Raw genomic sequence first — 24,689 nt, forward strand, 5'->3', positions numbered from 1 at the left:
CGCTTAGCCCCCCGTCATCGACATATGGCGCGGCAAATGGGGAGCTGCGCCGCGCTCATCCATGCGGAAATGGTGGCGTTCGGGCTTGATAAGCATGGTCTTATCCAGTGCCGCCGCCAATTGCCCTTGCGGATCATCGGAACGAAGCGCGGCGCGCAGGTCCACGCGCTCTCCTCCGCCAAGGCAGGGGTAAAGCTGACCCGTCGCCGTCACCCGCAACCGGTTGCAACCATCGCAGAAATTGTTGGTGTGCGGCGTGATCAGACCAAGGCGACCGCCCGTCTCTGCCACATCGACATAGCGCGCGGGGCCACCGGTATTGGCGCCGTTGTCGGTGAGCGTCCACCGCTCCTCCAAGCGTGCCCGTACATCGCTGAGCGGGAGATATTGGTCGAGGCGTTCCTCCTCCACATCGCCCAGCGGCATGACTTCGATCAGCGTCACCTCGCAAGCCTCCCCATGAGCCCAAGCGATAAGGTCGGGAAGCTCGTCCTCGTTCACGCCTTTGAGCGCCACTGCGTTCAGTTTAACGCGCAGCCCTGCGTCCTTCGCCGCCCTGATCCCATCAAGCACTTGAGGCAAAGCATCGCGCCGGGTGAGCTCTGCAAACCGCGCCCGGTCGAGCGTATCCAATGAGATATTCACCCGCCGCACGCCCGCTTTGTATAGGCCTTGGGCATGGCCTGCCAATTGCGTCGCATTGGTGGTAAGCGTCAACTCTTTCAGCCCGCCCCCCTCAAGATGCCGCCCAAGGGCCGTGAACAAGTCAATAATATCGCGCCGCACCAAGGGCTCGCCCCCGGTGATACGCAACTTGGTTACTCCGCGCGCGATAAAGCCGGTCGCAAGGTCATACAGTTCCTCAAGCGAGAGCACTTCGCGCTTGGGCAGGAAGGTCATGCGTTCTGGCATGCAATAGGTGCAGCGAAGGTCGCAGCGGTCCGTCACAGACAGCCGCAGATAGGTGATCGCGCGGCCAAAAGTATCGATCAGAGGCGCGCCTTCATTGGCGAGCTTCAGAATGTCGCGCTGCCTGGTGCCTACCTCAGTCATGGGTCTGAGCGTAATGCCCCGTGACGCCTTTTGCACCTGCCAAATAGCCGATCAGCGCGCGGCATTGCGTCTCATCCCCTGCCCCGATCACATTGACGCGGGTGGGCGCTGCATCACGGGCCAAATCGCGCGCCAGAGATTGGCGCCAATCTGTGTGGTCGGGGCCAGCGGGCGGAAGAACAATCACAAGGTCGCCTTTGCCCATAGCTTCTCTCACCGCGTCCAAATGCCCGGCGAAAAACACGGCGCTCGCCTGAAGCGGTCCCTCGGGCAAATCAGAGACGTGATATTGCGCCAGTGTCATCGTTTATTGAGCGGGCCGTTCGCGGTGGAGGGTGATGCCGATCTTCTCACCCGCTTCGGCAATGGCGAGCTTCACGATCTTCACCGTCACCGCCTGAACGCGCGCATCCTGCACAAACAGCGTTTCGCAAATGTGGTCGCCCACTGCCTCGATCAGCTTGAAATGAACACCCTTGGGCAGGCCTTCGGACGCGGCGTGCTTCAAATCCATGTAATTTTTGGACGCATCCAGCGGCGTATCGGGATCATAGCGGTCCGCAATGTCGTAACGCGCCTGCACCGTAATGCGAAGCGGTTGGGGCTTGCCGGTTTCCTCGGAATAAATGCCGGTGAGGACATTCACTTCGAGGTCGGCAACTTCGAGGATGAGCGAATCGTTCATTCGGTTTCGTCTTTCGCAGGTGGACAGCGGCCAAGCAGCGCTTGCCGCAATTGCTCAGCGTGTTCAATCGTCTCAAGGCCGCTTATTTCAAAACTACCCGCCAGAAGAGGCTCATTGATAATTGGGCTGACGATAACGTCATCGCCTTGCACAACCTCGGCCTTTTTTCCGGCATTCGCTATCGTCGCCTCGGCAAGCTCCTTGGCTCCGACGTCATTCAAAACGATTGTCATGCTCAGATTGCCATAGCCATACAAGGTGCCGATCTGGACCCTTTCAACCTTATCAAAGCAGATTTCGAAGCTCGAAAGTGGAGGTCCGGGTTCTTCGGACGGGATACGAAAAACAATCGGCTGCGCATCGCTTTGCGCCATGAACGGCGTCTCGAACATCAGAAAAGGCGCAAGCGGTAACACCAACATCATCCCGGATTGCTCCACCGTGCAAAGATCGCTGTTGGCAAAAGCCGTCCGTTCCGATCATCCTGAGCCTGTCGAAGGGCCTCTTCGCGCACAGCCAGATCGCCGTGCTCGATTTTGCCGGGAAGATGCGCGAGCGCTTCTTCGAGCAGACCCGCAATCGCAAGGCTGCTCATACGCACTGCGTAAACGGTGAGGAAGAGAAAGGCGCTTTTGTCATCGAGCAGCTTTGCGCAATCGCCGATAAGGCCGGGAAGCCCCTCTTCAATGCGCCATGTTTCCTGCTTTGGACCGCGCCCGAATTTTGGGGGGTCAAGGATGATGCCATCATAGCGGCGCTCTCTGCGGACCTCGCGGGCGGTGAATTTCGCCGCATCATCGACCAGCCAACGGATCGGGCGATCCTCCATCCCGGAAAGCGCGGCGTTCTCGCGGGCCTGTGCGACGGATTTCTTGGACGCATCCACATGGGTGACGCGGCCGTGGTCGGAAAGCGCCAAGGTACCAAGCCCGGTGTATCCGAACATATTGAGCGTTTCTGCGTCTTTGCGAGCGCCCAGTTGGTCGCGCATCCAATCCCACACGGGCGCCATATCAGGAAAGAATTGGAGGTGGCGAAACGGCGTCGGCTGCGCGGTAAAGCGCACGTCATTCCATTGGAGCTCCCATCCGTCGGGAACTTCGGGCGACAAATTCCAGCGCCCCCCGCCATCCTCGTCCGAGCCCGGCACAAATTCGCCCGCCGCATCCCAGTTGGGAAGGCGTGGTTGCCACATGGCCTGGGGTTCGGGGCGGATAAAGGCGTATGGGCCAAACGCCTCAAACTTGCGCCCTGCCCCGCTGTCGAGGAGCCTGTAGGCGTCCCAGCCAGTGCATTCCATCACCAGCGGTTGCTGGATGAGGGTAGCCATCAGGCAGACGCGCTGGCGTTGGAGAGGACGAAGTCGCGGGCCGCTTCATAGTCGCCGCCGATTTCGACCATCGCTTCCTCGCGGCCAAAGAGGTCTCCGACACGGGCTGGCAATGCCGGGCGAACGCCGGTCGCACGCTCAACCGCGTCAGGGAATTTCGCCGGGTGTGCGGTCGCAAGCGTGACGATAGGAACATCGGCTCCAATATCAGCGTTTTGCGCTGCGTGAAGGCCAACGCCTGTGTGCGGGTCGATCACTTGCCCGCAATTGCGATAAGCCCATTGCAGAGCGCGGGTTGTCTCTTCCTGATCGGCGCGGCCGCTGGTGAACAGGGCAGACGCTCCTTCGCGCTGGCTATTGGTGAGCTGCATCGCCCTGGATTTTTCAAAGGCGCGCATTTGCTCTGCCATCGCGTGACCGTCGCGCCCGCCCACATCGAACAGGAGCCGCTCGAAATTGGAGCTGACCTGAATGTCCATCGACGGGGTGATTGTCGGCGTGGTGGTGCCGGTGGAGTAATCGCCATCTTTCAGGGCGCGGTGGAGGATGTCGTTGACGTTCGTCGCGACGATCAATTGCTCAATGGGAAGGCCCATTTTGCTTGCGACATAGCCTGCGAAGATATCGCCGAAATTGCCCGTCGGTACGCTGTAGGCGGCTGCACGGTCCGGTGCGCCCAGCTGGAGCCCGGCGTAGAAATAGTACACAACCTGCGCCATCAACCGCGCCCAGTTGATCGAATTGACCGCGCCAAGGTTGAGCGTTTTGGTGACGCTTGCATCAGCAAACATCGCCTTCACATGGGCCTGTGCATCGTCGAAGCTGCCCTCAATCGCGAGATTGTGCACATTGGGCGCGCGCACGGTGGTCATCTGGCGGCGCTGTACGTCGGAGACTTTGCCGCGCGGGTGGAGCATGAAAATCTCAACTCGCTCAAGCCCTGCGACCGCGCGGATTGCGGCAGAGCCTGTGTCACCACTGGTCGCGCCAACGATGGTGAGGTGCTCGCCGCGCCGTTCAAGAAACGTCTCAAACAAGCGGCCCAGCATTTGCAGCGCCACATCTTTGAATGCCAGCGTGGGCCCATGGAAGAGTTCAAGCAGCCAGTGCTGTTCATTCAATTGCACCAGAGGCGTGACCGCCGCATGACCAAAATCGCCGTAAACCTCTTGGCACAGCTGACCCAGCTCATCATCGGTCAGCGAGCCTGCGACAAAGGGCGCCATAATCCGCGCGGCGAGCTCCGGATAGGGAAGCCCTCGCATGGCGCGAATGTCGTCTTCGCTGAAACGCGGCCACTGCGCAGGGAGGTACAAGCCGCCATCGCTGGCGAGCCCTGCGAGCGTTGCGCCTTCAAAATCGAGCGCCATGTTTTTGTCTTGGGGCGCGGAGCCTCTGGTGGATATGTATTGCATATTGCAGGTGCGGTTAGCGCTGGCAGCGCCTTGGGGCAAGCGCCTAGCGACCACCTTGCCCACCTCGGCTAGCGACTAAGCCTCACCTATCGGTTCGGCAAGTCTCGCTCCCCTCCCGCTTGCGGGAGGGGTTGGGGGTGGGCCTAATCCCGCCGCTTCAGCTTCGAACGCACCGCAAAGAAATAGATCACCAGCGCCGTCAGCGCGAAGAAGAACCATTGGCCAGCATAAGCGAGGTGGTTGTTGGGCAGATCACCCGGATTGGGCTTTGCAAGCGGGTAAAGGTCAGCAACCGGCGGATCGGCCACAAGGCGTGGCCCCGGAGCGATAACGCCTTCGACCATTCCGCCTTCCCATTCAAACGCGTTCAGGTCGCGGGTGAAGCCCAAATCAACCATGACGCCCGCATCATCGCCCTCGCTCTTGGCCTTGCACACAACGCGCATGGCCCAGCCCTTTGCCCCGTTTGCGGCGGTTCCAGACACCGGATCGCGGCTGACTATCTCGGTGCAATCAACCGAGCTGCGGCGAAACCACACGTCCTCACCCGTCCCGGCATCGGGAAATTCAGCCGACTGGGTGCCTGCTTGGGAGTACCGCTCAATCAGCTCTGCCTTCTCCTCGGCCCTACCCAACTGCCAGAACCCCAGCCACACCATCACACCGGCTGCTGCGACCACAAGGATCGTTGGAATAACGGGCAATTGGCGGATCATTCGGATGTGTCCTTGGCATTTTCAAAAGCGGCATAAAGCAGCACGGTCTTAAACAGACGAAGGCTGTAAATCACCGCGCCCACCGTCACCGGAGCCCAAAAGGCAGCCTGCAACCACAGGGGCGGGCGAAAAGCGCTCTCAATCGCGACGGCGATCATGATAAGTATGATTGCGATCACCACAGTGAACAATCCGCTCACCCGTCCGCCGCGCTCATACTTGCCGAAAGCGAGCCCGCATCCCGAACACTCTATCGCCACGCGAGCGGGCGCTTCGAACAAGGTTGGCTCGCTGCATTTGGGGCATAAACCCAAAAGGGCAGCCCGGAAGAGACCGGACTGCCCTTTGGTGTTTTCAGGGCCGGTGGGCCCACTCATCAGTGGTATTGGGCGCCCCAACCGCCCCATACATAGACGGCGATAAAGAGGAACAGCCACACCACGTCGACGAAGTGCCAATACCATGCAGCGGCTTCAAAGCCGAAGTGCTGGCGCGAAGTAAAGTGGCCGATGTAGGCGCGGTACAAGCACACTGCGAGGAAGATCGTCCCGATCAAAACGTGGAAACCGTGGAAGCCGGTCGCCATGTAGAAGGCGCTGGAATAGGTGTTTCCGCCAAAGCCAAATGGGGCAACGCCGTACTCATACGCCTGGACGCCGCTGAACAGGGCGCCAAGGGCGATCGTCGCCCAAAGACCTTGCTTCAGACCTTCGCGGTCACCGTGGATCAGCGAGTGGTGCGCCCATGTCACCGTGGTGCCAGAGCATAGCAGGATAAGCGTGTTGAGAAGCGGGAGGCTGAACGGATCGAGCACTTCCATGCCTTGCGGGATGAATTCACCCTTTGGCATCTCAGTGCCGCCAACCAGCGTATTGAGCGCGGTGGTCGTCCCTGCCGCTGCGTCATATGCGAGCGGATCGGGGAACAGCGCAAAGTCGAAGAAGCTCCAGAACCACCCAACAAAGAACATCACCTCAGAGGCGATAAACAGGATCATGCCGTAGCGCATATGCAGTTGAACCACTGGTGTGTGGTCGCCTGCTTGCGCTTCCATGGTGACATTGCGGAACCAGAAGAAGAACGTTGCGATAAGACCGGCAAGACCTGCCCAGATCACAATGTTGGAGGCCGCACCAAATTGCTCAGGGTAGAAGCTGAGCACCATGCCGCTGGTGAAAGTCAACGCCGAAAACGAGCCGACGAGCGGCCAGATATCGGGCTCCAGAATGTGATAGTCGTGGTTTACATTGCCAGCCATGGTATTGTCCCTGTCCTCTTGGCCCGTCCCTTAGGATGCTTGGTCTGATGATGATTTTTGGCGATCTGGAGCTGTTTCTACAGGCTCCTTCGCGCGGTGAAAAGTGTAGGAAAGCGTGATTTGCTCAACATCGGCGATGGTGTCGTCTTCGAGGATCGCCGGGTCGATAAAATAGAGCACCGGCATGGTCACTTCCTCGCCGGGCTGCAAGGTCTGCTCGGTAAAGCAAAAGCATTGGATTTTGTTGAAGTACGCGCCTGCCTGCCACGGCTCGACGTTGAAAGTCGCAGTGCCGGTGATCGGCTTGTCCGTGTTGTTCTTAGCCACATAGGTCGCGATGTCGCGCTGCCCGATGCGCACTATGTCCGTGCTTTGGGTCGGGCGAAAGTCCCACGGCATATCGCGCGCCAATGAGGCGTCGAACCGGATCGAGATGTCGCGCGTTGTGCCAATAGCGGTTGCCGCTGCATTCGCCTCAGCCTCGGTTGCAACCTGCGTGGTGCCCGCAAAACCCGTAACCCGGCAAAACAGATCGTAAAGCGGAACGGCGGCATACCCCAAACCCAGCATCGCAAGCGCGCCCAGAATGGCGATCATGCCGGTCTGAGCGTTCCTGCGCGCGGTTTCCTGGTCGAGGATCGTGGTCGCACTCACCGGGTCAGTCTCCGATCCGGACGATGGTGATGGCGTAGAACAACACCGCAAAGAACAGGAGCGTACCGCCCACTACCCAATTGCGCGCATTCTGACGGCGCTTGAATTCGTCTTTATCATCAGGTGTCATGCAAAAATGCCTCCACCAAACAAACCGGTCCCGATGATCCCTTGGGCATAAAGCACGCGGTCAGCGACCAATGCGGCAAACAGGACAAAGAGGTAGGCGATGCTGAATTTGAACAGGAGAATTTCCTGTTTCATCGGATCGCTTTCGGCGCGGGTGCGAAGACCAACGGGCCATGCAAGCGCAAAGAAAAGCACCGACAACGCAACGGAAACCGAGCCATAAACCCAGCTAGTCCCACCGATCAGCCACGGTGCAACCGCCACAGGTGCGAGAAGCACAGTGTAGGCAAGGATTTGGTGGCGGGTCGATTTCTCACCGCGCACAACCGGCATCATCGGAATGCCGACATTGGCGTAATCGGTCTTCACAAACAGAGCCAGCGCCCAGAAATGCGGCGGCGTCCACATGAAGATGATCGCGAAAAGCAAGATCGGCATCGCGGTCAGTTCACCGGTGACAGCGACCCAGCCAATCAGCGGAGGAAACGCGCCAGCACCGCCACCAATGACAATGTTCTGAGGCGTGCGCGGCTTTAGCCACATGGTGTAGATGACGGCGTAATAAATGATCGCTGCAAACAGCAGGCCTGCTGCGAGCCAGCCAATCGCAACCCCCATCAACATGACCGATACGCCCGAGAGGAACATTCCGAAATCGCGCGCATCCTCGCGGCGCATACGGCCACCGGGAAGGGGGCGATCCTTGGTCCGCTTCATCCCGGCATCAAGGTCCGCTTCCCACCACTGGTTGATAACGGCAGAACCCCCTGCCCCCATCGCAATCGCGAGCACAGCAGTAAAGCCGAGGACCGGGTGAATAGAGCCAGGCGCCGCCAGAAGACCACAGATCGCGGTAAACACCACAAGCGTCATAACGCGCGGCTTCGTAAGCGCGAAGAAATCGCGCCACTCTGTCGGCATCATCGCAGTTGGAGTTGTCGTTGCGGTCATGTCTTGTTGCACGCGGCCAATCGGCCCTTTCTCTTGTGTGCGAAGAGGGCGCTCCGCATTGGTGCGCCCTCCCCCTTGTCTGGTTTTGCCGCTCCGGCTCTCACCAAAGCGCCCTTATCAGGCCCCTGATCTTAGGCCGTTGCCGGACGGTGATCGTGGTAATCGTGATGATCTTCGATCACTGGCAGCGTTTCGAACTGGTGGAACGGCGGAGGCGAGGTCAAAGTCCACTCAAGCGTCGTTGCACCTTCGCCCCATGGGTTGTTCGCCGCCTTCTTCCCAGCGAGGAACGCATAGGCAATGTTGACGAAGAAGATCAGCATGGAGGCCGCCATAATCATGTAGCCGATAGAGCTGATGTAGTTCCAGAATGCGAAGGCCTCTGGATAATCAGGATAGCGGCGCGGCATGCCGTTCATGCCGAGGAAGTGCTGCGGGAAGAAGATCACGTTCACTCCGATGAAGAACACCCAGAAGTGCAGGTGCGAAAGGAGTTCGGAGTGCATCTTGCCGCTCATCTTTGGGAACCAGTAATAGAACCCGGCGAACAGCGAGAACACAGCGCCCATCGACAACACATAGTGGAAGTGAGCAACCACATAGTATGTGTCGTGGAGGTTATCGTCGATCCCGCCGTTTGCGAGGACCACACCGGTCACACCGCCCACGGTGAAGAGGAAGATAAAGCCAAGCGCCCAAACCATCGGTGACTTAAGCTCCATCGAGCCGCCCCACATGGTCGCGATCCAGCTAAAGATTTTGACACCCGTAGGAACTGCGATGACCATGGTCGCCGCCGTGAAGTACATCTTCGTGTTCACGTCGAGGCCGACCGTATACATGTGGTGAGCCCACACGATGAAGCCGACAACACCGATCGCAACCATCGCATACGCCATGCCGAGGTAGCCAAACACTGGCTTGCGGCTGAAGGTTGCGATGATTTGAGAGATCATGCCGAAGCCCGGCAGGATCATGATGTAAACTTCCGGGTGACCAAAGAACCAGAACAAGTGCTGGTACAAAACCGGGTCACCGCCGCCCGCTGGGTCGAAGAAGGTGGTGCCAAAGTTACGGTCGGTCAAAAGCATGGTGATAGCCGCTGCAAGCACTGGAAGCGCGAGCAGAAGCAGGAACGCTGTGACAAGCACCGACCATACAAACAGCGGCATTTTGTGCAGGGTCATGCCCGGTGCACGCATGTTGAAAATAGTGGTGATGAAGTTGGTCGCACCAAGAATCGAGCCTGCGCCCGCCAAGTGCAATGAGAAGATCGCAAAGTCGACCGCTGGCCCCGGCGCGCCCGTCGTTGAAAGCGGCGCATAGACCGTCCAGCCAACGCCTGCGCCATTGCCGATCGAGTTACCCGGCACAAACAGCGAGAACAGGAGCGAGAGGAAACCCACAACCGTCAGCCAGAAGCTGATGTTGTTCATGCGGGGGAACGCCATATCCGGCGCACCGATCATAAGCGGTACGAACCAGTTCCCAAAGCCACCAATCATCGCCGGCATCACCATGAAGAAGACCATGATAAGACCGTGGCCCGTGATGAACACGTTCCACATATGGCCAGCGGCCGAAATGTCTTCAGGCGAGGACCCGGCGAACCACCAAAGGTATTGGATACCCGGCTCCATCAGCTCCATGCGCATAACGCCGGACATCGCGCCGCCAATGATACCCGCAACGATTGCGAACATCAGGTAAAGCGAACCGATATCCTTGTGGTTGGTCGACATGAACCAACGGGCAAAGAAGCTCGGCTTGTGATCGTGATGATCGTCAACAGGTCCCCCTGTTTGAGCCGCTGGTGCTGGTACGAAGTTGTCTGCGGTGGTTGCCATAGTTTTTAGCTCTCTCGCGTGTATTCTATTCTTATCGGGCTCTACTGCGAGTTACGCAGCGGCCGCCTCTTCGGTTGCTTCTGCTTCGGTGTCCGCTGCGACTTCTGCGCCGGGGATCGTGCCGCCTTGCTCGACAACCCATGCCTCAAACTCTTCCATCGGAAGCGCTTCGACAGTGATTGGCATAAAGCCATGCAGCGCGCCGCAAAGCTCTGAACACTGGCCGTAATATACGCCCGGCTCATCAATAACGAGCATACGCTCGTTCAGACGGCCAGGGACCGCATCCTGTTTGAACCATAGCGACGGGATAGCAAATGCGTGGATCACGTCCGCTGCCGTGGTCTGCAAACGGATGGGAACGCCGGCAGGAACAACCATGCGGTTATCGACAGCCATCTGATACTGATCACCCTCACCCGAAGCGATAGCCTGCTCTTTGGTGAGCATGTTGGAGATGATTTCAACATCGTGGTCGGGATATTCATAGCCCCAATACCACTGATAACCCACAGCTTTGACCGTGATCGCATCTTCTGGCGGCTCTTCATATTGGCGCGCAAGCAGAGTGATCGACGGAACAGCGATAATCACGAGGATAATCACCGGAACAACCGTCCACACAACTTCGATCATGGTGTTGTGCGTGGTGCGCGATGGGTTGGGGTTCGACCGCCGGTTGAACTTGAATATCACATAGAAAAGCAGGCCAAGAACGAACAGGCTGATCGCGGTGATCACAGGAAGCAGAATGTAATCGTGCATCCAAAGCGCATAAAGGCCGTCTTGCGAATACTGATCCTGGAAGGTCATGCTTGCAAGCGCATCGTCCTCATATGAGGTCGGCATGCCTTTGCCCGGCGTTGGCGCCATTGGCACATAACCGCCGGTTGCTTCCGTTGCGCCTGCAGCCGCATTGGCCCCTTCTGCGGGCGTACCAGGGGTAAGCGCCTCAATCTCTTGGGCGGCCTCAGTCAGAACTTCATCACGGGACAGCTCTTGCGCTGCAACCACTTGCGGTAGAGCAAGCGTAAACAGCACAGCGACGAGTGCCAGAAATCCCAGGTGAAAGCGGTCAATTGCAAGACGCATAGCTTTAAAGCCTAATCAGTTTTTAAATTTTATCCCATCGTTCGAGCTACGAAGCGGCCCGCGAAAGGGCTGCATCTCACTCGATCTCTTGCGACATTGCTGCCACAATCTCAGACCCCTTAGCCGCGCTTGCTCACTGCCTCAAGCGCTTCTAGGGAGAAAAATATGCAAGTGGCCATGTTACCGGCGCAATTCACGAGCAACTGGCCTATTAGAATTCATATTTCTGCTCCTGATTACAACGGATTATTACCTAAAATGACCTCACCTACATCCATCCCCAAGACCGTTGATGATGTCCTCGCCGAGTTTCGCGACAGCGGCGCGCTGCTAGAAGGGCATTTCAAGCTTTCCTCGGGGAAACACTCGGGCCATTACCTTCAGTGCGCGCGGGTTTTGATGTCGCCTGCACGGGCAAACCGGCTTGCCCAAGGGGTTGTAAACGGCATTCCGGACGAGATTCTCTCCAGAGTGGATGTGGTTGTGTCCCCTGCGATGGGGGGAATCATTATCGGACAGGAAGTTGCGCGAGTTTTGAACAAGGATGCGATGTTCCTTGAACGCCCCGATGGCGTCTTTCACCTGCGCCGCGGATTCGCATTGGAGCCCGGTGCCAAAGTGTTGATGGTCGAAGATGTGGTCACGACCGGCCTTTCCAGCAGAGAGGCAATTGCAGCGGTGGCAAAAGAAGGCGGCGAGGTGATTGCGGAATGCTCGCTCATCGACCGTTCTATGGGGACGGTCGATCTGGGCGTGCCTTTCTTCCCTTTGGCGGCTTTTGATTTCCCGACCTATGATGAAGATAACATCCCGCCCGAGCTTGCAGCCGTAGCTGTGACCAAGCCCGGAAGCCGCAAAGAGTAAGCTTTTCAATGACACCTGATAAATTTCGACCAGATAGATTGCGATTGGGCGTCAACATCGATCACGTTGCCACTATCCGCAACGCTCGCGGCGGGGACCATCCCGATCCGGTGCGCGCGGCGCAAATTGTGGCGGCTGTTGGCGGGGACGGGATCACCGCTCACCTTCGCGAAGATCGCCGTCATATCCGCGATGAGGACTTGCAACGCATTCAGGATGCGACCGATTTGCCGCTCAACCTTGAAATGGCCGCGACGCAGGAAATGCTCGACATCGCGCTGCGCCATAAGCCCCACGCCGCCTGTATCGTGCCGGAAAAGCGCGAGGAGCGCACAACCGAAGGCGGATTGGATGCAACGGGCTTGCACAACACTTTGGTGCCGATTGTCGATCAATTGCACGAGGCTGGCATCCGCGTCTCGCTCTTTATCGAGGCAAATGAGGCGCAATTGGACGCAGCCCTTCGACTTGGCGCGCCGGTGGTTGAGTTTCACACCGGTGAATACGCGCACGCGATCCTTGATGGGGATAGCGAGCGAGTGGCGAGCGAGCTTAAACGCATCTCTGATATGTGCGCGCTTGCCGCCAAAAACGGGATTGAACCGCACGCTGGCCATGGGCTGACCTTTGACAATGTCCAACCCATCGCCGCGATACCGCAGGTCGCCGAGCTTAACATCGGGCACTATCTTATCGGTGAGGCGATCTTCTCCGGCCTGGAGCCCGCGATCCGCCGGATGCGCGATCTGATGGATGAGGCACGGGGTTAAGCCGTGGCGTCCAAAGACCTGCCAGCATTGGAGCCTGCCCAGAAACGCTGGGCATTGGCGGCCGCTTGCTTGTTCCTTGTGGGCATAGGTTTCCTCGGCTTTTCGCTCAACACCGGCATCATGCGGCCCTTTGCCATCGGCTGGGTGGCGTTGCAGATTTTCGGCTATGTCGGCGCAATCCGCATGGCCAAGGGCGATTTTGCACACCAGCTGTTTAAATCGCAGATCATGCTGCACGTAATGGCGGTTCTGCTGTTGGTGGTGGTTATGGTGAGGGCGTTTCAGTGAGGATCGGCGGCAGTCTCGACAGATTCCGCAGATTTCTCGATTGGTCTTGGAAGGCTGAGAAGGTATTCATTCTTGCGATCTTTCCGGCCGCACTCCTGTTTATTACTTTCACCAACATCCAGAGCGGCCAGGACCCGTGGGAAGTTGCCACACACGCCGCGATTATGTTCGGATTATCTATCGTTTGTCTTGGAATCTTTAGGCTGTTTCATTTTTTCCTGCACGGGGTTTTGGATTTCATTGAGGTGATAGGACGCAAGCAATGATCATCGGCACCGGTTCTGACCTTTGCAATATCGAGCGCATTCAAAACTCGCTCGATCGTTTCGGGGAACGCTTTGAAAACCGCGTGTTCACCGAAACCGAGCGCGCAAAGGCGCGGCGGCGGCCCTTCACTATCGCAGGAACCTACGCCAAACGTTTTGCCGCGAAAGAGGCGTTTAGCAAGGCTGTGGGCACCGGATTTCGGCGCGGCGTTTTTATGAAAGACATCGGGGTTTCGAACAAACCCTCGGGCGCGCCGACCCTTGTGCTCACAGGCGGAGCGGCGAAGCGGCTTGAAGAAATGATCCCGGCGGGCCATGAGGCCCATATTCATCTAACACTCACCGACGATCACCCATGGGCGCAAGCCTTTGTCATTATCGAAGCGATACCCAATATGGGCCCTGCTGAGTTGATCTGACCCGAACCGACCAAGAAACGAACACAAACATTGAGCCAGACAAATACGCCTCGTCCCGTAATGGACCCTAACGAGCCGCACCCGCACGATGAACTGCGCAAGCAGCTCAAGAAAGATGAGGGCGAGGAAGAGAAGATCAATTGGTTCGCGGAAATTCGCGGCCTTGCTTTGATGCTGCTTGCGGTTCTTGTGTTCCATAGCCTGGTGGCAAAGCCGTTCTACATCCCCTCCACCTCGATGATGCCGGGCCTTCATGTCGGCGATCGCCTTGTGGTGAGCAAATATCCATACGGCTGGTCGTGGGCCTCGGCGAGCTTCCACCTTCTGCCGCGCGGCGAATGGCGCGTTTTTGGCTCGACGCCGGAATATGGCGACGTGGTGATCCCGGTCCACCCAACGCGCGATGAAGATTATATCAAGCGCGTCGTGGGCCTGCCCGGTGACACCATCGAAGTGGATCAGGGCCGCCTTATCCTGAACGGCACGCCGGTAAAACGCGAAGTCGTGCCCCCTGTGCGCATTCCGTTTGAACCAGAGCTTTTGTGCAATGGCAGCCCCTGTCTTTCCAGCTTTGACCCTTACCGCGTGCGCGAGGCCGATGGCTCGGTCTTTTTCGAACCGCCCACGTTCCGCGAAACACTGCCCAATGGCGCAAGCTATCTGATTATCGACCACCGCACACAGCGGTCGGACAATTTTGGCCCTTACATCGTCAAAGAAGGTCATGTCTTCGTCATGGGCGACAACCGCGATGAAAGCGCTGACAGCCGGGCACCTGCCGAGGCAAGCGGTCTTGGTGGCGGCATTCCGCTTGAAAATATCGGTGGGCGCGCCGAATTCATCACCTTCAGCCTTGATGGTTCGGCGACATGGAACCCGCTGTCATGGTTTTCTGCGATGCGCGGCGACCGGGCGTGGACCACTCTGCGCCCTGCCCTGTCAGAAGACGAAACAGCGTCAGAAGAAGCGGCTGAATAATCGCTCACAGGAAGACATCTTAGATGGCTCGTAAATTTCTCTATCTCATAGCGATTTCGATCGTTCTGGTGTTTGCAGCATTGATTGTCCTGCGGGTCTGGTCAAAAGAGCTGACCGCGTTTGCGTTTGTGCCCGATGTCGAATTTGTCGAGCAGGAGCCATTGGCGGCAAGCGCGTATCAAGACCCGGCCATGTGGTATTCGCGCCCCGGTATTGGGGTCAAAGACCCCGCCCGCTGGCAACCTGCCTATGCCGCTGACACCGCCAGGCCGCAGGGCACAGCGACCGGCGATGTGCCGGACTACGCCGTCTTTTTCATCCACCCGACAAGCCACCGCGACACCGACAGCTGGAACGCGCCGATCGGGCATGAAGAGGCAGAACGGATCGCGCGCATTTACATTCGCGGCATGGCCAGCCCGTTTAACACTGCGCAGGAAATCTGGGCTCCGCGTTATCGTCAGGCGACATTGGGCGCATTTCTGACCGATGCGCAAGAAGCAGAGCAAGCCATCGATGCAGCCTATCTCGACGTGCTCGAAGCGTTCCGGTTCTTCGTTGATTCGCTTGACGAGGACACACCGATAGTCCTTGCCGGACACTCGCAAGGATCGCTCCATTTGCTGCGCTTGCTTCGCGAAGAGGTTCAGGAAAAAGGCCTGTCGAACCGCGTGGTCGCCTCTTACGCGATTGGTTGGCCGATTTCGGTTGAGCATGATTTGCCCGCGCTGGGTGTGCCCGCTTGTGCCACCGCCTCGCAAACCGGCTGTATCTTGTCATGGTCAAGCTATGCCGAGCCTGCTGACCCGTCTGCTGTGATCGAAACCTACGCGGCCTCTATCGGCTTTGATGGAACGGCGCGCGGGACAAGCCAGATCCTTTGCACCAACCCGCTGCTTGGCACCTTTGGCGGCAGCGCTGATGCGGCTGCGAACCTTGGCACTCTGGTCCCTGATAACACCATGTCGGACGGCGAGCTTGTGCCCGGCGCGGTCCCTGCGACGTGTGATGATCGCGGGCTTTTGATGATCGGCGCGCCGCCGGAAATGGGCTCTTTCGTGCTGCCGGGGAACAATTACCACGTCTATGACATCCCCCTGTTCTGGGCGAACACGAAGGCCGATGTTTCGCGCCGTGTCTCGGCCTTTGCGGGCGCTGCTTCGGGCGGCGTGGAAACCGCAAACTGATCACCGAATTCGCCCCTGACTTTGGCGCAGCGCTTCCCGATGGCGGCGTTCTCCTTGGGCTCGACCTTGGAACCAAGACCGTGGGCACGGCGACGTGCGATGCGGGCTGGCGCTTTGCCACCAATGGCACCGTGATCGTCCGCAGCAAATGGGGCAAGGATCGCGGCAAGTTTGAAAGCGTGATCAAAGAGCGCAGCGTCAAAGGCCTCGTGCTTGGCCTGCCGCGCAATATGGACGGCAGCGAGGGGCCGCGCGCACAGGCAAGCCGCGCCTATGCCCGCAATCTTGATGAAGCCTTTGGACTGCCCATCCTTTTATGGGACGAACGCTGGTCCACGCAGGCCGCAGAAGCCGCGATGATCGGACAGGACATGAGCCGGGCCAAACGCGCCAAGGCCATCGACGCGCACGCCGCCGCCGTTATCCTTCAAGGCGCAATCGACCGGATGGCTGGCGGGATATTATAATCAGGGTCTTTTAGGCGTTGTCATGCGGGCCTGCCCGCTGCAATGGGGTGTTCACGATGAGCAACGATCCACCCTCCCCCATTCAGAAATTCGACCCTGCACAGGTCAGCCAGATGTTTATGGCGCGCGCCCATCCCGGCTGGCTTGGGCTTGAATATTCCGCGCATGGCGAAAACTGGGTCGAGCTTAAGCTTCCCTGGAATGAAAAATTGCTGGGCGAACCTGACCGCCCGGTGCTTGCCTCTGGTCCCATCGTCAGCCTGCTGGATATGGCCAGCGGGATGTCGATCTGGTGTGCGCGGGGCAGCTTTATGCCGGTTGCGACGCTGGATTTGCGGGTGGATTACCAACGCCCTGCCAAAGACCGCAGCGCCGTTTGGGGCCGGGTTGAATGCTATCGCATCACCAAATCCGCCGCCTTTGTGCGCGGCACCGCCCATGATGGCGATCCCGAAGATACGGTGGCGACCATGGCGGGCGTGTTCATGACGCTTAGCGCCGATCCCAAGGCAATCGGGCGACAGGTGAAGGCGCAGGCCGAAGCCAAGGCGCAAGAGAAAAAGGGGGAGAGCGGCAATGACTGACACCGTAAACCTGCCCGCATACGCCCAGGCTCTAGGGATTGCCTTGCATGAGATGGAGGATGGACTGCCCATCCTGACGGTCGATTTCAGCTCCGATGTCGAGGGGCGGCCCGGCCATTACCACGGCGGCGCAATCGCAGGTCTGCTCGAAAACGCAGCCTATGCCGCCTTGCGCAGCGTGCTGTCCGCCGAAGGGCGCGAGACCAAACTCAAGCCTGTGAACATCACGGTGCAGTACCTTTCGGCGGGCAAACCGCTCACCAGCTACGCCAAAGCGCGTATCACCCGCAAAGGGCGGCGCAATGCCAATATCAACATCGAGGCGTGGCAAACAGACCGCAGTAAACCGATCGCCAGCGCGGTGATGAATATCCTGATGGCGTGAAGCGCGCTTTCGCGAAGCGCTATCTGGGGTCGATTTCTTCGAGCGCAATCCCCTCTTCGGTGACCCGCAATTCCACCGGCACACCGTCTTGGGAAAGCACAACGCCATCCTCTTCAAACCGCAAACTCGTGCCATCTTCACCAAGCGGGATTTCCTCGCCCTGTTCGATGTCGATATCAAGCGGTTCCACCGGCCCTTGCGGATCGGGTGAGGCCTTTGACTTGGGCGCTGGCAGGTCGAGAGCTCCGCGCATGAAGTCTTTCCAGATGCGCGCCGGAAGCCCGCCGCCGGTCACACCGCCAAGCGACGAATTGTCGTCATTGCCAACCCATACGCCCACCACCAGATCGCCGGCATAGCCCACGAACAAAGCATCGCGGTTGTTCTGCGTCGTGCCGGTCTTGCCAAAGTTTGCAATCGGCAGTTCCGCCGCCCCGCCGGTCCCGCGATTGATCGCTGCGCGCAGCATTTGCTCCATGTCACTATGAACGCGCTCACTGGCGGAATCTTCGGAGGAAAAGAGCCATTCCCACCAGCTTTCCTCTTCTTGCGGGAAAGCATAGGGGCGCACCGGATATTGATTGGCCGCCACCCCCGCATACGCCGATGTGAGTTCAAGCAAGGTCATGCTCGATGAACCCAAGGCAAGGCTGGGGTCGCCTTCGGGAAGCGGCGAGGACACGCCCAATGAACGCGCCATGCGGATTACATTCTCGCTGCCCACCTCGTTGAACAGGCGCACGCTCGCGACATTGCTGGAGGTGGCAAAGGCGTCCTCCAATGTGATCGTATCGGAATACCGCTCACGCGAATTTTTGGGGCGATAGCTGCCCTGCTCAATCGGCTGGTTCGAGATGGTGTCTTCGGGGTCCCAGCCCGCCTCAAGCGCGGCGAGATAGACGAACAATTTGAAGGTTGAGCCCGGTTGCCTGCGCGCCTGTGTCACGCGGTTGAACGGGCTGTCTGCATAGGATTTGCCGCCTACCATGGCGACAACTTCGCCGGTGGGACGCATCGCGACAAGGCCCACTTGCGCATCGCCAAGGCCAGCCCTGCTGACAACCCGGTTGGCCAATGCCTGAAGCTGCGCATCAAGGGTCGTTTGCACCACCTGGCGTTGATACCCCCGCTCCATATCTTCGCGTGCCAAGGGAAGCGCCCAATCGGCAAAATAGGTGCCCGTGGGCAAATCATTACGGGTGCGCACGTCCAGCCTTGGCGCGGGCAATGCGTCGGCCTCAGCCTGGCTCATATACCCCACATCCACCATCGCCCCGACGACCAGATCCATCCGGGCCTTGGCCCGGTCGTAATGCTCGGTCGGATTGTAGCGCGAGGGTGCCTGCAACAGCCCGGCAAGCATCGCTGCTTGCTCAGGCTTCAAATTTTCAGGATTGCGATAGAAATAGTGCAAGGATGCAGCGCGCAGCCCATATTGATTGTCACCGAAATAGGCGTTGGAAAGGTAGCGCTCTAATATCTCATCCTTGGTCAGCCACCCCTCAAGCCAGAACGCAATCATCGCCTCGCGCGCCTTGCGCGACAGGCTTTGCTCCGGGGTCAGAAAGGTGAATTTCGCCAGCTGCTGCGTGATGGTAGAGCCGCCGCCGCGCCCGGTCCATGCCGCCCGCGCAATCCCGCGCGGGTCAACGCCCCAGTGCGAATAAAACCGCCGGTCTTCAATCGCCAGAAAGGGCTGGATCACATGGGGCGGCAAGTCAGCGATTTTCACAGGCTCTGCGACCATCGCCCCGCTTCGCGCAATAGGTGTGCCATCGCTCGCCAGAAGCGTCACCTGCGGCGCGGCAATCGGCTCCAGACTTTTGGACAAAGGCGCGGTGATCGCAAGCCATGCAAACAGCGCGATAAACAGCAGGATGAGAGCGGCAATGATGCGAACCGCCCACCACCTTTTGCGGCGGCTAAGCCAGAACGCGCGCTTCCAGAAAGGCCCCCGGTTCTCTGGTACAAGGGCTGCAGAACTATCAAGCTGCGACAGCCCAGCATCCCAGCGCGAGAAATCGGTCGAGCCTGCAGGGCGGTAACTTGATGTGCGTTCATCCGGATCAAGCGGGCGCTGCGAATCATAGAGCGCGTAATACCCGCCCTCGCCGACACGGCTGTCATCACGCGCCGAGCGTTTCCAGAATCGTTCAAACAACGCCATATGCAAGGTGTGTTAGCAGGATAACACGGTGAGTGGCAAGAAATTGAGTTTTCACTGATCAACAAGCTTCTTCATGATAGCCTCATGAAGCTTTTCTCGCTCTCCTTTCAGCGATTGCACTTCTTTGTGATAACGCCTTTTTTCCGTCTCAGCCTCAAGTAGAAGCCTCTTCAACTTGTTAGCTTCAACCCTTCGGCTGCTATTTTCCTTTTCGGCATTTTTTAGTGCAGTTGAAAGCGCTCCAACCCGCGATTGCACCGTCGCGAGCGTCTTCTGAACCTCTTTCAGTTCAATGGATTGGTCGTTCAACCTTTCGACTAGTTTCTCGTTCTTCGACCGTATCCGCGTAACGTCTTTGGCGAACTCCTCTGAGATTTCGACAAGTTCTTTATCGTCTACAGCGAGAAGATTCTTCGCATTGATCCCTAGTTGTGCAATCGCCCTTTTGAAGTCTTCTCGCGTGTAAAACTGACCAGCATCAATTTCACCCTTAAGGAAATTATCGATCCTCTTTTGGACGATATCTTCAAGAAGACTGGGGAGACCCAAAAAAGTTATCCTCCCTTAACCGCGCTTTCAGGCAAATCCTCACCAAAAACGCGCTGGTAATATTCGCTTACCAATGTGCGTTCTGCTTCGTCGCATTTGTTGAGGAATGACAGGCGGAAAGCAAACCCGACCGAGTTGAAGATCGCCGCATTTTGCGCCCATGTGATGACGGTGCGCGGGCTCATCACGGTGGAAATATCGCCGTTCATAAAGCCTTGTCGCGTAAGTTCGGCGACCTTGACCATATCCGCGATCATCGCAGGGTCGGCGTCCGGCGTTTTCGACAGGACAATCTGCTCTTCAACCTCTGGCGCGAGATAGTTCAGCGCAACAACCACGTTCCACCGATCCATCTGCGCCTGGTTGATTGCCTGCGTCCCGTGATAGAGCCCGCTGGTATCGCCAAGGCCGACCGTATTCGTGGTCGCGAACAGGCGGAAATAGGGGTTGGGCGTAATTACGCGGTTTTGATCGAGCAGCGTCAGGCGGCCATCAAATTCCAGGATCCGCTGGATCACGAACATCACATCGGGGCGGCCTGCGTCATATTCGTCAAAGGTCAATGCCACCGGATGCTGAAGCGCCCATGGCAGGATGCCCTCTTTGAATTCAGTAACTTGCAACCCGTCTTTAAGAACGATTGCATCGCGACCCACAAGGTCGATCCGGCTGATATGCGCATCAAGGTTCACGCGGATGCTGGGCCAGTTAAGGCGCGCGGCGACCTGTTCGATGTGGGTCGATTTACCCGTGCCGTGGTACCCTTGCACCATAACGCGGCGGTTGTGGGCAAAGCCAGCAAGGATCGCCAGCGTCGTGTCCGCATCGAACACATAAGCCTCGTCCATTTCAGGCACGTGCTCTGACGGCGTGCTGAAAGCGGGAACCTTCCAGTCGATATCGATGCCGAATGTCTCGCGCACGTCGACGGTTGTGTCGGGCTGGGTTGGGATGGCGCTTGCGCCTGCGAATTCTTCTGAAGAGTGCGTGTTCATTTCGTGTCGACCGTTAATCGTGTCCGCGCGCCGGGGCAAGGGTTGCTTTAGGCAACCTGTCCGGGAATCCGGATTTCCCGCAAATGTCCGCGCTTGATCCAGAGGCGTGCGCCGTCTTTGCGAGCGGTCATTGTGGCCGCTTCATCCGCTGGAATTCGCAGCCAGTCCTGCTCGCGATATGTAACGCCGTCCAGCGTCAATGCCCCATCCAGAACAAGGATTTCCAGTCCGCCGCTGTGAATGAGTGGCAGGCTCGTCCCTCCCTCCCAAACCTCAAGCGAGACATGCTCATAATCGCGTTTCGCCAACACGTGCCTGCTAACGCCAGGGTTGGCGGGGTCGCGGGTTAGGGCAGCGGTGTTCAAATCAATCGCAAACTGCTCCTGATCATCGGGGTCAAACTGCCACAGCTTTACAAAAATGGTGCAGCCGGGATCAGAGCGCGGGATGTGATGGGTGCCCACGGGGTTGCGGACATAAGTGCCCGCCGGATAATCGCCGTGCTCGTCCTGAAACACGCCTTCGAGAACGATAAATTCCTCGCCGCCCGAATGCGTGTGCTGGGAAAAAGCGCTTTGCGGCGCATAGCGTACGATTGATGTCGCACGCGCCACTTCGCCGCCCACCCGGTCCAGCATGCGGCGATCAACGCCGGCCATGGGTGATGGGACCCATTTGATCGTATTGGTGTGAACAAGTGCGCGGGCTTTGAAGTCTGCGTTGATTTCCATGACACACGATATGGGCCGCAAACGCTGCAAATGAAGGCCCAAATGAAGGACAGCGCTTCTTAAAATGACCGATCTGTGAGACTATATTGCCTGACATGCCCTCCCCGCTCTCCTCTCCTGTCGAAGCCCTGCGGTTAAAACTGGTCGATCAGGTGCGCGCCACCTTCAATGACCAGTCGCGCGGGCAAAAGCCTGTGCCACCGTCGGATGATGCTCTGTTTGAGAAAGACACGCCGATCCGCCTTGTCCATGCAGACCTTGTGGGGATGATGACAGGCGGGGTGCGCGCGCTTCTTTTACAGATGCTCCACCCCCATGCGCTTCAAGGGGTGCTCGACCACTCCAATTTTCGCGAGGATATGCACGGGCGTTTGCAGCGCACAGCGCGGTTTATTGCGGTCACCACCTTCGGCCACCGGGACGAGGCGATGAAGGCGATAGATCGGGTCAATCGCATCCACGCAAAAGTGGGCGGGACCCTGCCCGATGGGACACCCTATGAGGCGACCAATCCACGCACGCTTGCCTGGGTTCATGTGACCGAGGCGCAAAGCTTTCTTGCCGGATATTTGCGCCACGTCAGGCCCAATATGCCCGGCTATGAGCAGGATGAATACTACGCCCAAATTGCGGTGATTGCGCGCGCGCTTGGCGCTGATCCTGTGCCGACAAACCGGCGCGAGGCAGAGGCATTGTTCCGCGAAATGCGCAGCGATCTTCGCCCGTCTGCCGAAGCGCGCGAGATCGCACAATTGGTCCTCAGCCAGCGGCCCAAAGGCACACCAGTGGCCCTGCAATCCGTCATCGGCGCTGAGGCGGTTGCGATGTTGCCACCGTTCGCGCGCTCCATGCTCAACCTACAGCGTCCGGTGCTCACCGCCCTTCCCGCAAGGGCTGCGACGTGGGGTGTGGGCAAGACTTTACGCTGGGCATTCAAGCAGAACGGGAGAAGCTAGATGTATCTTGCAATTGCGATCCTTTCGGTGAAGCCGGAGAACAAGGCAGACTATCACAAAGCCGCCGAATTCATGGCTGATTGGTCGATGAAATATGGTGCGCTTGAGGTGATGGAAGCGTGGGAAGACACTGTCCCCACCGGCAATGTCACCGATATGCGCATGGCTGTAAATGCGCCTGATGATGAGAGAATTGTAGCGGGATGGGTGATCTGGCCTGACAAAGAAACCCTCGACCGGGCCAAGGAAGCCATGGGCAAAGGCGAAGGGTTCGAAGGATACCCCGAAGGCGACCCGCCCTTCGATGGTTCACGTCTGATCTTTGGCGAGTTCGAGCCTTTGCTCACACGCGGGCGCAAAGAAGACTAAACCTTCGCGAATGCTGTATCTTTTTTCATAGATTGATAGGCGAACACCAGCGGCCACAAGAAATTAATCGACCCGAAAATGCGCTGGGTAAGGCCGGTGTATCCTTCGGGGTCCAGCCCCACTAGAATAACCCAAAGGTACAGAACGCCCATCAGGCTGCAAAAGACGGTGAACCCGATCATGCGCTTGCGCAGCGCCTCCCTATCGCATTCCAGCAGCGTGAGCGCTGGCCCGAGGATATTGATGATGCCAATCGCATAAAGGCCGTGCATCGGGCTGCCCATGGGCCAGATGCCGTTGGCGATCATCGAAATGCCAAAGATGATCCAGCAAAACGCGCCGCCCGATACGATCCGCCCGCTCGCGCCCCATGTGCCCACACCAAATACAATCAGGGCAGCGCCAGAGATTATCGCTGCACTATTGGTAATCCAAAGGCTCCACCCCTCTCCAAGTGTCATTACACTGGCGTGCGATTCAATCGCGCTGTAACCGGGCGTCATAAACCCTGCGACAGTGACGAAAATCAACCACACGGGAAGCGGGAGAAAGCCTGCTGAGATGAGCGGTCTAGTCAAAATAGGGGGTTGCTCCGCAGCCTTGTGACCACACAATCATGGCCGTCGCCGCAGTTAAGCAATCGCCTTGCACTTGCGCAACAACTGATAGGCATCGACCACCTTGCCAAGCCGCGCCTCATAGCTGCGGTCGCCTCCATTCCTGTCGGGGTGATAGCGCCGCACAAGCTCGGAATACCGCCGCCTGAGGCGCTGTTTATTGGTGTCAGAGCCAAGGCCCATCGTCTCGAGCGCTTCTGCCTCATCCTTGGAAAACTGCCCCGACATTTGCATCTGCGCCTCGCGCCGGGCGCGGCTTTTGATGCCATTGGCGCGCGCTGAGATCGCGTCCAGCGGATCGTTGAAGTCGTTCCAGCGCGGCATTCCATCGACGGCAGCCCTTGGGCTGAAAGCGGGGCTTTCCGTGCGCCAACCCGCGACCGGGCTTTGCGCATTAAGCACTTCTTCCGCGCTCATCCCTTCGAACCAGTTGTAGCCGTCGTTGAACTCGCGCACGTGCTGAAGGCAGAACCAGCGATATTCCCCCGGCCCATCAAATCCGCTTGGCCGATATCCGGGCGCACGAAATTCGCCCGCCTCGCGGCAAGTGGGATGTTCGCACACCCTTCCCTCGCCTTCATAGCGGCCATGAAATCGTGAATTTGCCATAAAGTGCTTGAGAATGGCGATTGATACGCCAAATTCCAAGGCATCAAATCACCCAAATCAAAGGTTATGACGAAAATGAGCGGAACTGTTGCCCAGGAAATCGAAGCTCTTCTGACACAAGCCTTTGCCCCGACCAACCTTGAGATCATCAACGACAGCGCCAAGCATTCCGGCCATTCGGGCGATGATGGGTCGGGCGAATCCCACTTCACCGTGGTGATCGAAGCGCCCGCCTTTGCCGAGATGAGCCGCCTTGCAAGGCAACGCGCAGTGATTGCTGCGCTGGGCGATATCGTGGGTGAGCGGGTCCATGCCGTCGCGATCAAGGCCAGCGCTCCTGCCAACTAGGCAAAGTTTC

32 protein-coding genes are annotated in these 24,689 nt (G+C 58.2%); 12 read left to right on the forward strand and 20 right to left on the reverse strand.

The window, feature by feature from the left end; all coding sequences use genetic code 11:
- Window positions 1-3: 3 nt before the first annotated feature.
- The 14 genes from moaA to coxB form a co-directional block, all read right to left on the reverse strand.
- Window positions 4-1,053: a GTP 3',8-cyclase MoaA gene (gene moaA, locus EH31_RS06470; RefSeq protein WP_051699029.1), complete on the reverse strand. Its 1,050-nt coding sequence runs from the start codon at window positions 1,051-1,053 to the stop codon at window positions 4-6.
- Complete coding sequence (locus EH31_RS06475) at window positions 1,046-1,357, reverse strand: Rossmann fold domain-containing protein (protein ID WP_051699030.1); 312 nt, start codon at window positions 1,355-1,357, stop codon at window positions 1,046-1,048. The genes moaA and EH31_RS06475 overlap by 8 nt, the downstream gene beginning before the upstream one ends.
- A 3-nt stretch (window positions 1,358-1,360) precedes the next feature.
- On the reverse strand, window positions 1,361-1,738 hold the full coding sequence (locus EH31_RS06480) for a dihydroneopterin aldolase (RefSeq protein WP_034959265.1): 378 nt from the start codon (window positions 1,736-1,738) through the stop codon (window positions 1,361-1,363).
- Window positions 1,735-2,163: a SecDF P1 head subdomain-containing protein gene (locus EH31_RS06485; RefSeq protein ID WP_034959266.1), complete on the reverse strand. Its 429-nt coding sequence runs from the start codon at window positions 2,161-2,163 to the stop codon at window positions 1,735-1,737. The genes EH31_RS06480 and EH31_RS06485 overlap by 4 nt, the downstream gene beginning before the upstream one ends.
- Window positions 2,160-3,068: a class I SAM-dependent methyltransferase gene (locus EH31_RS06490; protein WP_034959268.1), complete on the reverse strand. Its 909-nt coding sequence runs from the start codon at window positions 3,066-3,068 to the stop codon at window positions 2,160-2,162. The genes EH31_RS06485 and EH31_RS06490 overlap by 4 nt, the downstream gene beginning before the upstream one ends.
- Complete coding sequence (gene thrC / locus EH31_RS06495) at window positions 3,068-4,483, reverse strand: threonine synthase (RefSeq protein ID WP_034959270.1); 1,416 nt, start codon at window positions 4,481-4,483, stop codon at window positions 3,068-3,070. Before thrC ends, EH31_RS06490 begins: the two co-directional genes overlap by 1 nt.
- Window positions 4,484-4,626: 143 nt before the next feature.
- Window positions 4,627-5,199 (reverse strand): SURF1 family cytochrome oxidase biogenesis protein, encoded by a 573-nt coding sequence (locus tag EH31_RS06500; protein ID WP_034959271.1) that lies wholly within the window; start codon window positions 5,197-5,199, stop codon window positions 4,627-4,629.
- Window positions 5,196-5,576 (reverse strand): DUF983 domain-containing protein, encoded by a 381-nt coding sequence (locus EH31_RS06505; RefSeq protein WP_081853269.1) that lies wholly within the window; start codon window positions 5,574-5,576, stop codon window positions 5,196-5,198. The genes EH31_RS06500 and EH31_RS06505 overlap by 4 nt, the downstream gene beginning before the upstream one ends.
- Window positions 5,576-6,457, reverse strand: coding sequence for a cytochrome c oxidase subunit 3 (locus EH31_RS06510; RefSeq protein WP_034959272.1), 882 nt, complete (start codon window positions 6,455-6,457; stop codon window positions 5,576-5,578). The genes EH31_RS06505 and EH31_RS06510 overlap by 1 nt, the downstream gene beginning before the upstream one ends.
- 30 nt (window positions 6,458-6,487) lie before the next feature.
- Window positions 6,488-7,054, reverse strand: coding sequence for a cytochrome c oxidase assembly protein (locus EH31_RS06515; protein WP_051699050.1), 567 nt, complete (start codon window positions 7,052-7,054; stop codon window positions 6,488-6,490).
- 61 nt (window positions 7,055-7,115) lie between these two features.
- The gene (locus EH31_RS18055; RefSeq protein ID WP_034959275.1) at window positions 7,116-7,241 is read right to left on the reverse strand and encodes a hypothetical protein; all 126 of its coding nucleotides are present in this window, start codon (window positions 7,239-7,241) and stop codon (window positions 7,116-7,118) included.
- Window positions 7,238-8,191, reverse strand: coding sequence for a heme o synthase (locus EH31_RS06525; RefSeq protein WP_034959276.1), 954 nt, complete (start codon window positions 8,189-8,191; stop codon window positions 7,238-7,240). Before EH31_RS06525 ends, EH31_RS18055 begins: the two co-directional genes overlap by 4 nt.
- A 131-nt stretch (window positions 8,192-8,322) precedes the next feature.
- Window positions 8,323-10,038 carry a cytochrome c oxidase subunit I gene (gene ctaD / locus EH31_RS06530; protein WP_034959277.1) on the reverse strand — a complete coding sequence of 572 codons (1,716 nt, stop codon included), beginning with the start codon at window positions 10,036-10,038 and terminating at the stop codon, window positions 8,323-8,325.
- Between the two features lie 51 nt (window positions 10,039-10,089).
- Window positions 10,090-11,130 (reverse strand): cytochrome c oxidase subunit II, encoded by a 1,041-nt coding sequence (gene coxB / locus EH31_RS06535; RefSeq protein WP_051699031.1) that lies wholly within the window; start codon window positions 11,128-11,130, stop codon window positions 10,090-10,092.
- 258 nt (window positions 11,131-11,388) lie between these two features.
- Between coxB and pyrE the strand changes: the two genes are divergently transcribed.
- The 9 genes from pyrE (at window position 11,389) to EH31_RS06585 (ending at window position 17,338) form a co-directional block, all read left to right on the forward strand.
- On the forward strand, window positions 11,389-11,994 hold the full coding sequence (gene pyrE, locus EH31_RS06540; RefSeq protein WP_034959278.1) for an orotate phosphoribosyltransferase: 606 nt from the start codon (window positions 11,389-11,391) through the stop codon (window positions 11,992-11,994).
- 8 nt (window positions 11,995-12,002) lie between these two features.
- On the forward strand, window positions 12,003-12,764 hold the full coding sequence (locus EH31_RS06545; RefSeq protein WP_034959280.1) for a pyridoxine 5'-phosphate synthase: 762 nt from the start codon (window positions 12,003-12,005) through the stop codon (window positions 12,762-12,764).
- A 3-nt stretch (window positions 12,765-12,767) separates the two neighbouring features.
- Complete coding sequence (locus EH31_RS06550) at window positions 12,768-13,052, forward strand: hypothetical protein (protein WP_034959281.1); 285 nt, start codon at window positions 12,768-12,770, stop codon at window positions 13,050-13,052.
- Between the two features lie 262 nt (window positions 13,053-13,314).
- Complete coding sequence (acpS, locus tag EH31_RS06560; protein WP_034959283.1) at window positions 13,315-13,737, forward strand: holo-ACP synthase; 423 nt, start codon at window positions 13,315-13,317, stop codon at window positions 13,735-13,737.
- Window positions 13,738-13,797: 60 nt separating this feature from the next.
- Window positions 13,798-14,715 (forward strand): signal peptidase I, encoded by a 918-nt coding sequence (lepB, locus tag EH31_RS06565; protein WP_051699032.1) that lies wholly within the window; start codon window positions 13,798-13,800, stop codon window positions 14,713-14,715.
- A 23-nt stretch (window positions 14,716-14,738) separates the two neighbouring features.
- Window positions 14,739-15,902, forward strand: a complete 1,164-nt coding sequence (locus EH31_RS06570) for a DUF3089 domain-containing protein (protein ID WP_034959284.1) — start codon at window positions 14,739-14,741, stop codon at window positions 15,900-15,902.
- Complete coding sequence (ruvX, locus tag EH31_RS06575; RefSeq protein ID WP_034959285.1) at window positions 15,899-16,369, forward strand: Holliday junction resolvase RuvX; 471 nt, start codon at window positions 15,899-15,901, stop codon at window positions 16,367-16,369. The genes EH31_RS06570 and ruvX overlap by 4 nt, the downstream gene beginning before the upstream one ends.
- Window positions 16,370-16,425: 56 nt before the next feature.
- Window positions 16,426-16,953 carry a PaaI family thioesterase gene (locus EH31_RS06580; RefSeq protein ID WP_051699033.1) on the forward strand — a complete coding sequence of 176 codons (528 nt, stop codon included), beginning with the start codon at window positions 16,426-16,428 and terminating at the stop codon, window positions 16,951-16,953.
- Window positions 16,946-17,338, forward strand: coding sequence for a PaaI family thioesterase (locus EH31_RS06585; RefSeq protein ID WP_034959287.1), 393 nt, complete (start codon window positions 16,946-16,948; stop codon window positions 17,336-17,338). The genes EH31_RS06580 and EH31_RS06585 overlap by 8 nt, the downstream gene beginning before the upstream one ends.
- A gap of 19 nt (window positions 17,339-17,357) precedes the next feature.
- On the opposite strand, the gene EH31_RS06590 is transcribed toward EH31_RS06585, so the two are convergent.
- The 4 genes from EH31_RS06590 to EH31_RS06605 are packed head-to-tail and all read right to left on the reverse strand — an operon-like array spanning window position 17,358 to window position 21,780.
- Window positions 17,358-19,505 (reverse strand): transglycosylase domain-containing protein, encoded by a 2,148-nt coding sequence (locus tag EH31_RS06590; protein ID WP_034959289.1) that lies wholly within the window; start codon window positions 19,503-19,505, stop codon window positions 17,358-17,360.
- Between the two features lie 51 nt (window positions 19,506-19,556).
- Window positions 19,557-20,054 carry a hypothetical protein gene (locus tag EH31_RS06595; protein ID WP_034959290.1) on the reverse strand — a complete coding sequence of 166 codons (498 nt, stop codon included), beginning with the start codon at window positions 20,052-20,054 and terminating at the stop codon, window positions 19,557-19,559.
- 5 nt (window positions 20,055-20,059) lie between these two features.
- Window positions 20,060-21,049, reverse strand: coding sequence for a cobaltochelatase subunit CobS (gene cobS, locus EH31_RS06600; protein WP_034959291.1), 990 nt, complete (start codon window positions 21,047-21,049; stop codon window positions 20,060-20,062).
- A 47-nt stretch (window positions 21,050-21,096) separates the two neighbouring features.
- Entirely contained in the window at window positions 21,097-21,780 is a 684-nt protein-coding gene (locus EH31_RS06605) for a cupin domain-containing protein (protein WP_034959293.1), read from the reverse strand.
- Between the two features lie 95 nt (window positions 21,781-21,875).
- Between EH31_RS06605 and EH31_RS06610 the strand changes: the two genes are divergently transcribed.
- Window positions 21,876-22,736 carry an oxygenase MpaB family protein gene (locus EH31_RS06610; RefSeq protein ID WP_034959294.1) on the forward strand — a complete coding sequence of 287 codons (861 nt, stop codon included), beginning with the start codon at window positions 21,876-21,878 and terminating at the stop codon, window positions 22,734-22,736.
- Window positions 22,737-23,105 carry a DUF1428 domain-containing protein gene (locus EH31_RS06615; RefSeq protein WP_034959295.1) on the forward strand — a complete coding sequence of 123 codons (369 nt, stop codon included), beginning with the start codon at window positions 22,737-22,739 and terminating at the stop codon, window positions 23,103-23,105.
- On the opposite strand, the gene EH31_RS06620 is transcribed toward EH31_RS06615, so the two are convergent.
- On the reverse strand, window positions 23,102-23,683 hold the full coding sequence (locus EH31_RS06620) for a DUF998 domain-containing protein (protein ID WP_152553491.1): 582 nt from the start codon (window positions 23,681-23,683) through the stop codon (window positions 23,102-23,104). The genes EH31_RS06615 and EH31_RS06620 overlap by 4 nt on opposite strands.
- Before the next feature lie 54 nt (window positions 23,684-23,737).
- Window positions 23,738-24,331 carry a J domain-containing protein gene (locus EH31_RS06625; RefSeq protein WP_034959482.1) on the reverse strand — a complete coding sequence of 198 codons (594 nt, stop codon included), beginning with the start codon at window positions 24,329-24,331 and terminating at the stop codon, window positions 23,738-23,740.
- Between the two features lie 75 nt (window positions 24,332-24,406).
- On the opposite strand from EH31_RS06625, the gene EH31_RS06630 reads away from it, so the two are divergent.
- The gene (locus EH31_RS06630) at window positions 24,407-24,679 is read left to right on the forward strand and encodes a BolA family protein (RefSeq protein ID WP_034959483.1); all 273 of its coding nucleotides are present in this window, start codon (window positions 24,407-24,409) and stop codon (window positions 24,677-24,679) included.
- The last annotated feature ends 10 nt before the right edge of the window (window positions 24,680-24,689 follow it).

The sequence above is a fragment of the Erythrobacter longus genome, from assembly GCF_000715015.1.
GTDB classification, from domain to species: domain Bacteria; phylum Pseudomonadota; class Alphaproteobacteria; order Sphingomonadales; family Sphingomonadaceae; genus Erythrobacter; species Erythrobacter longus.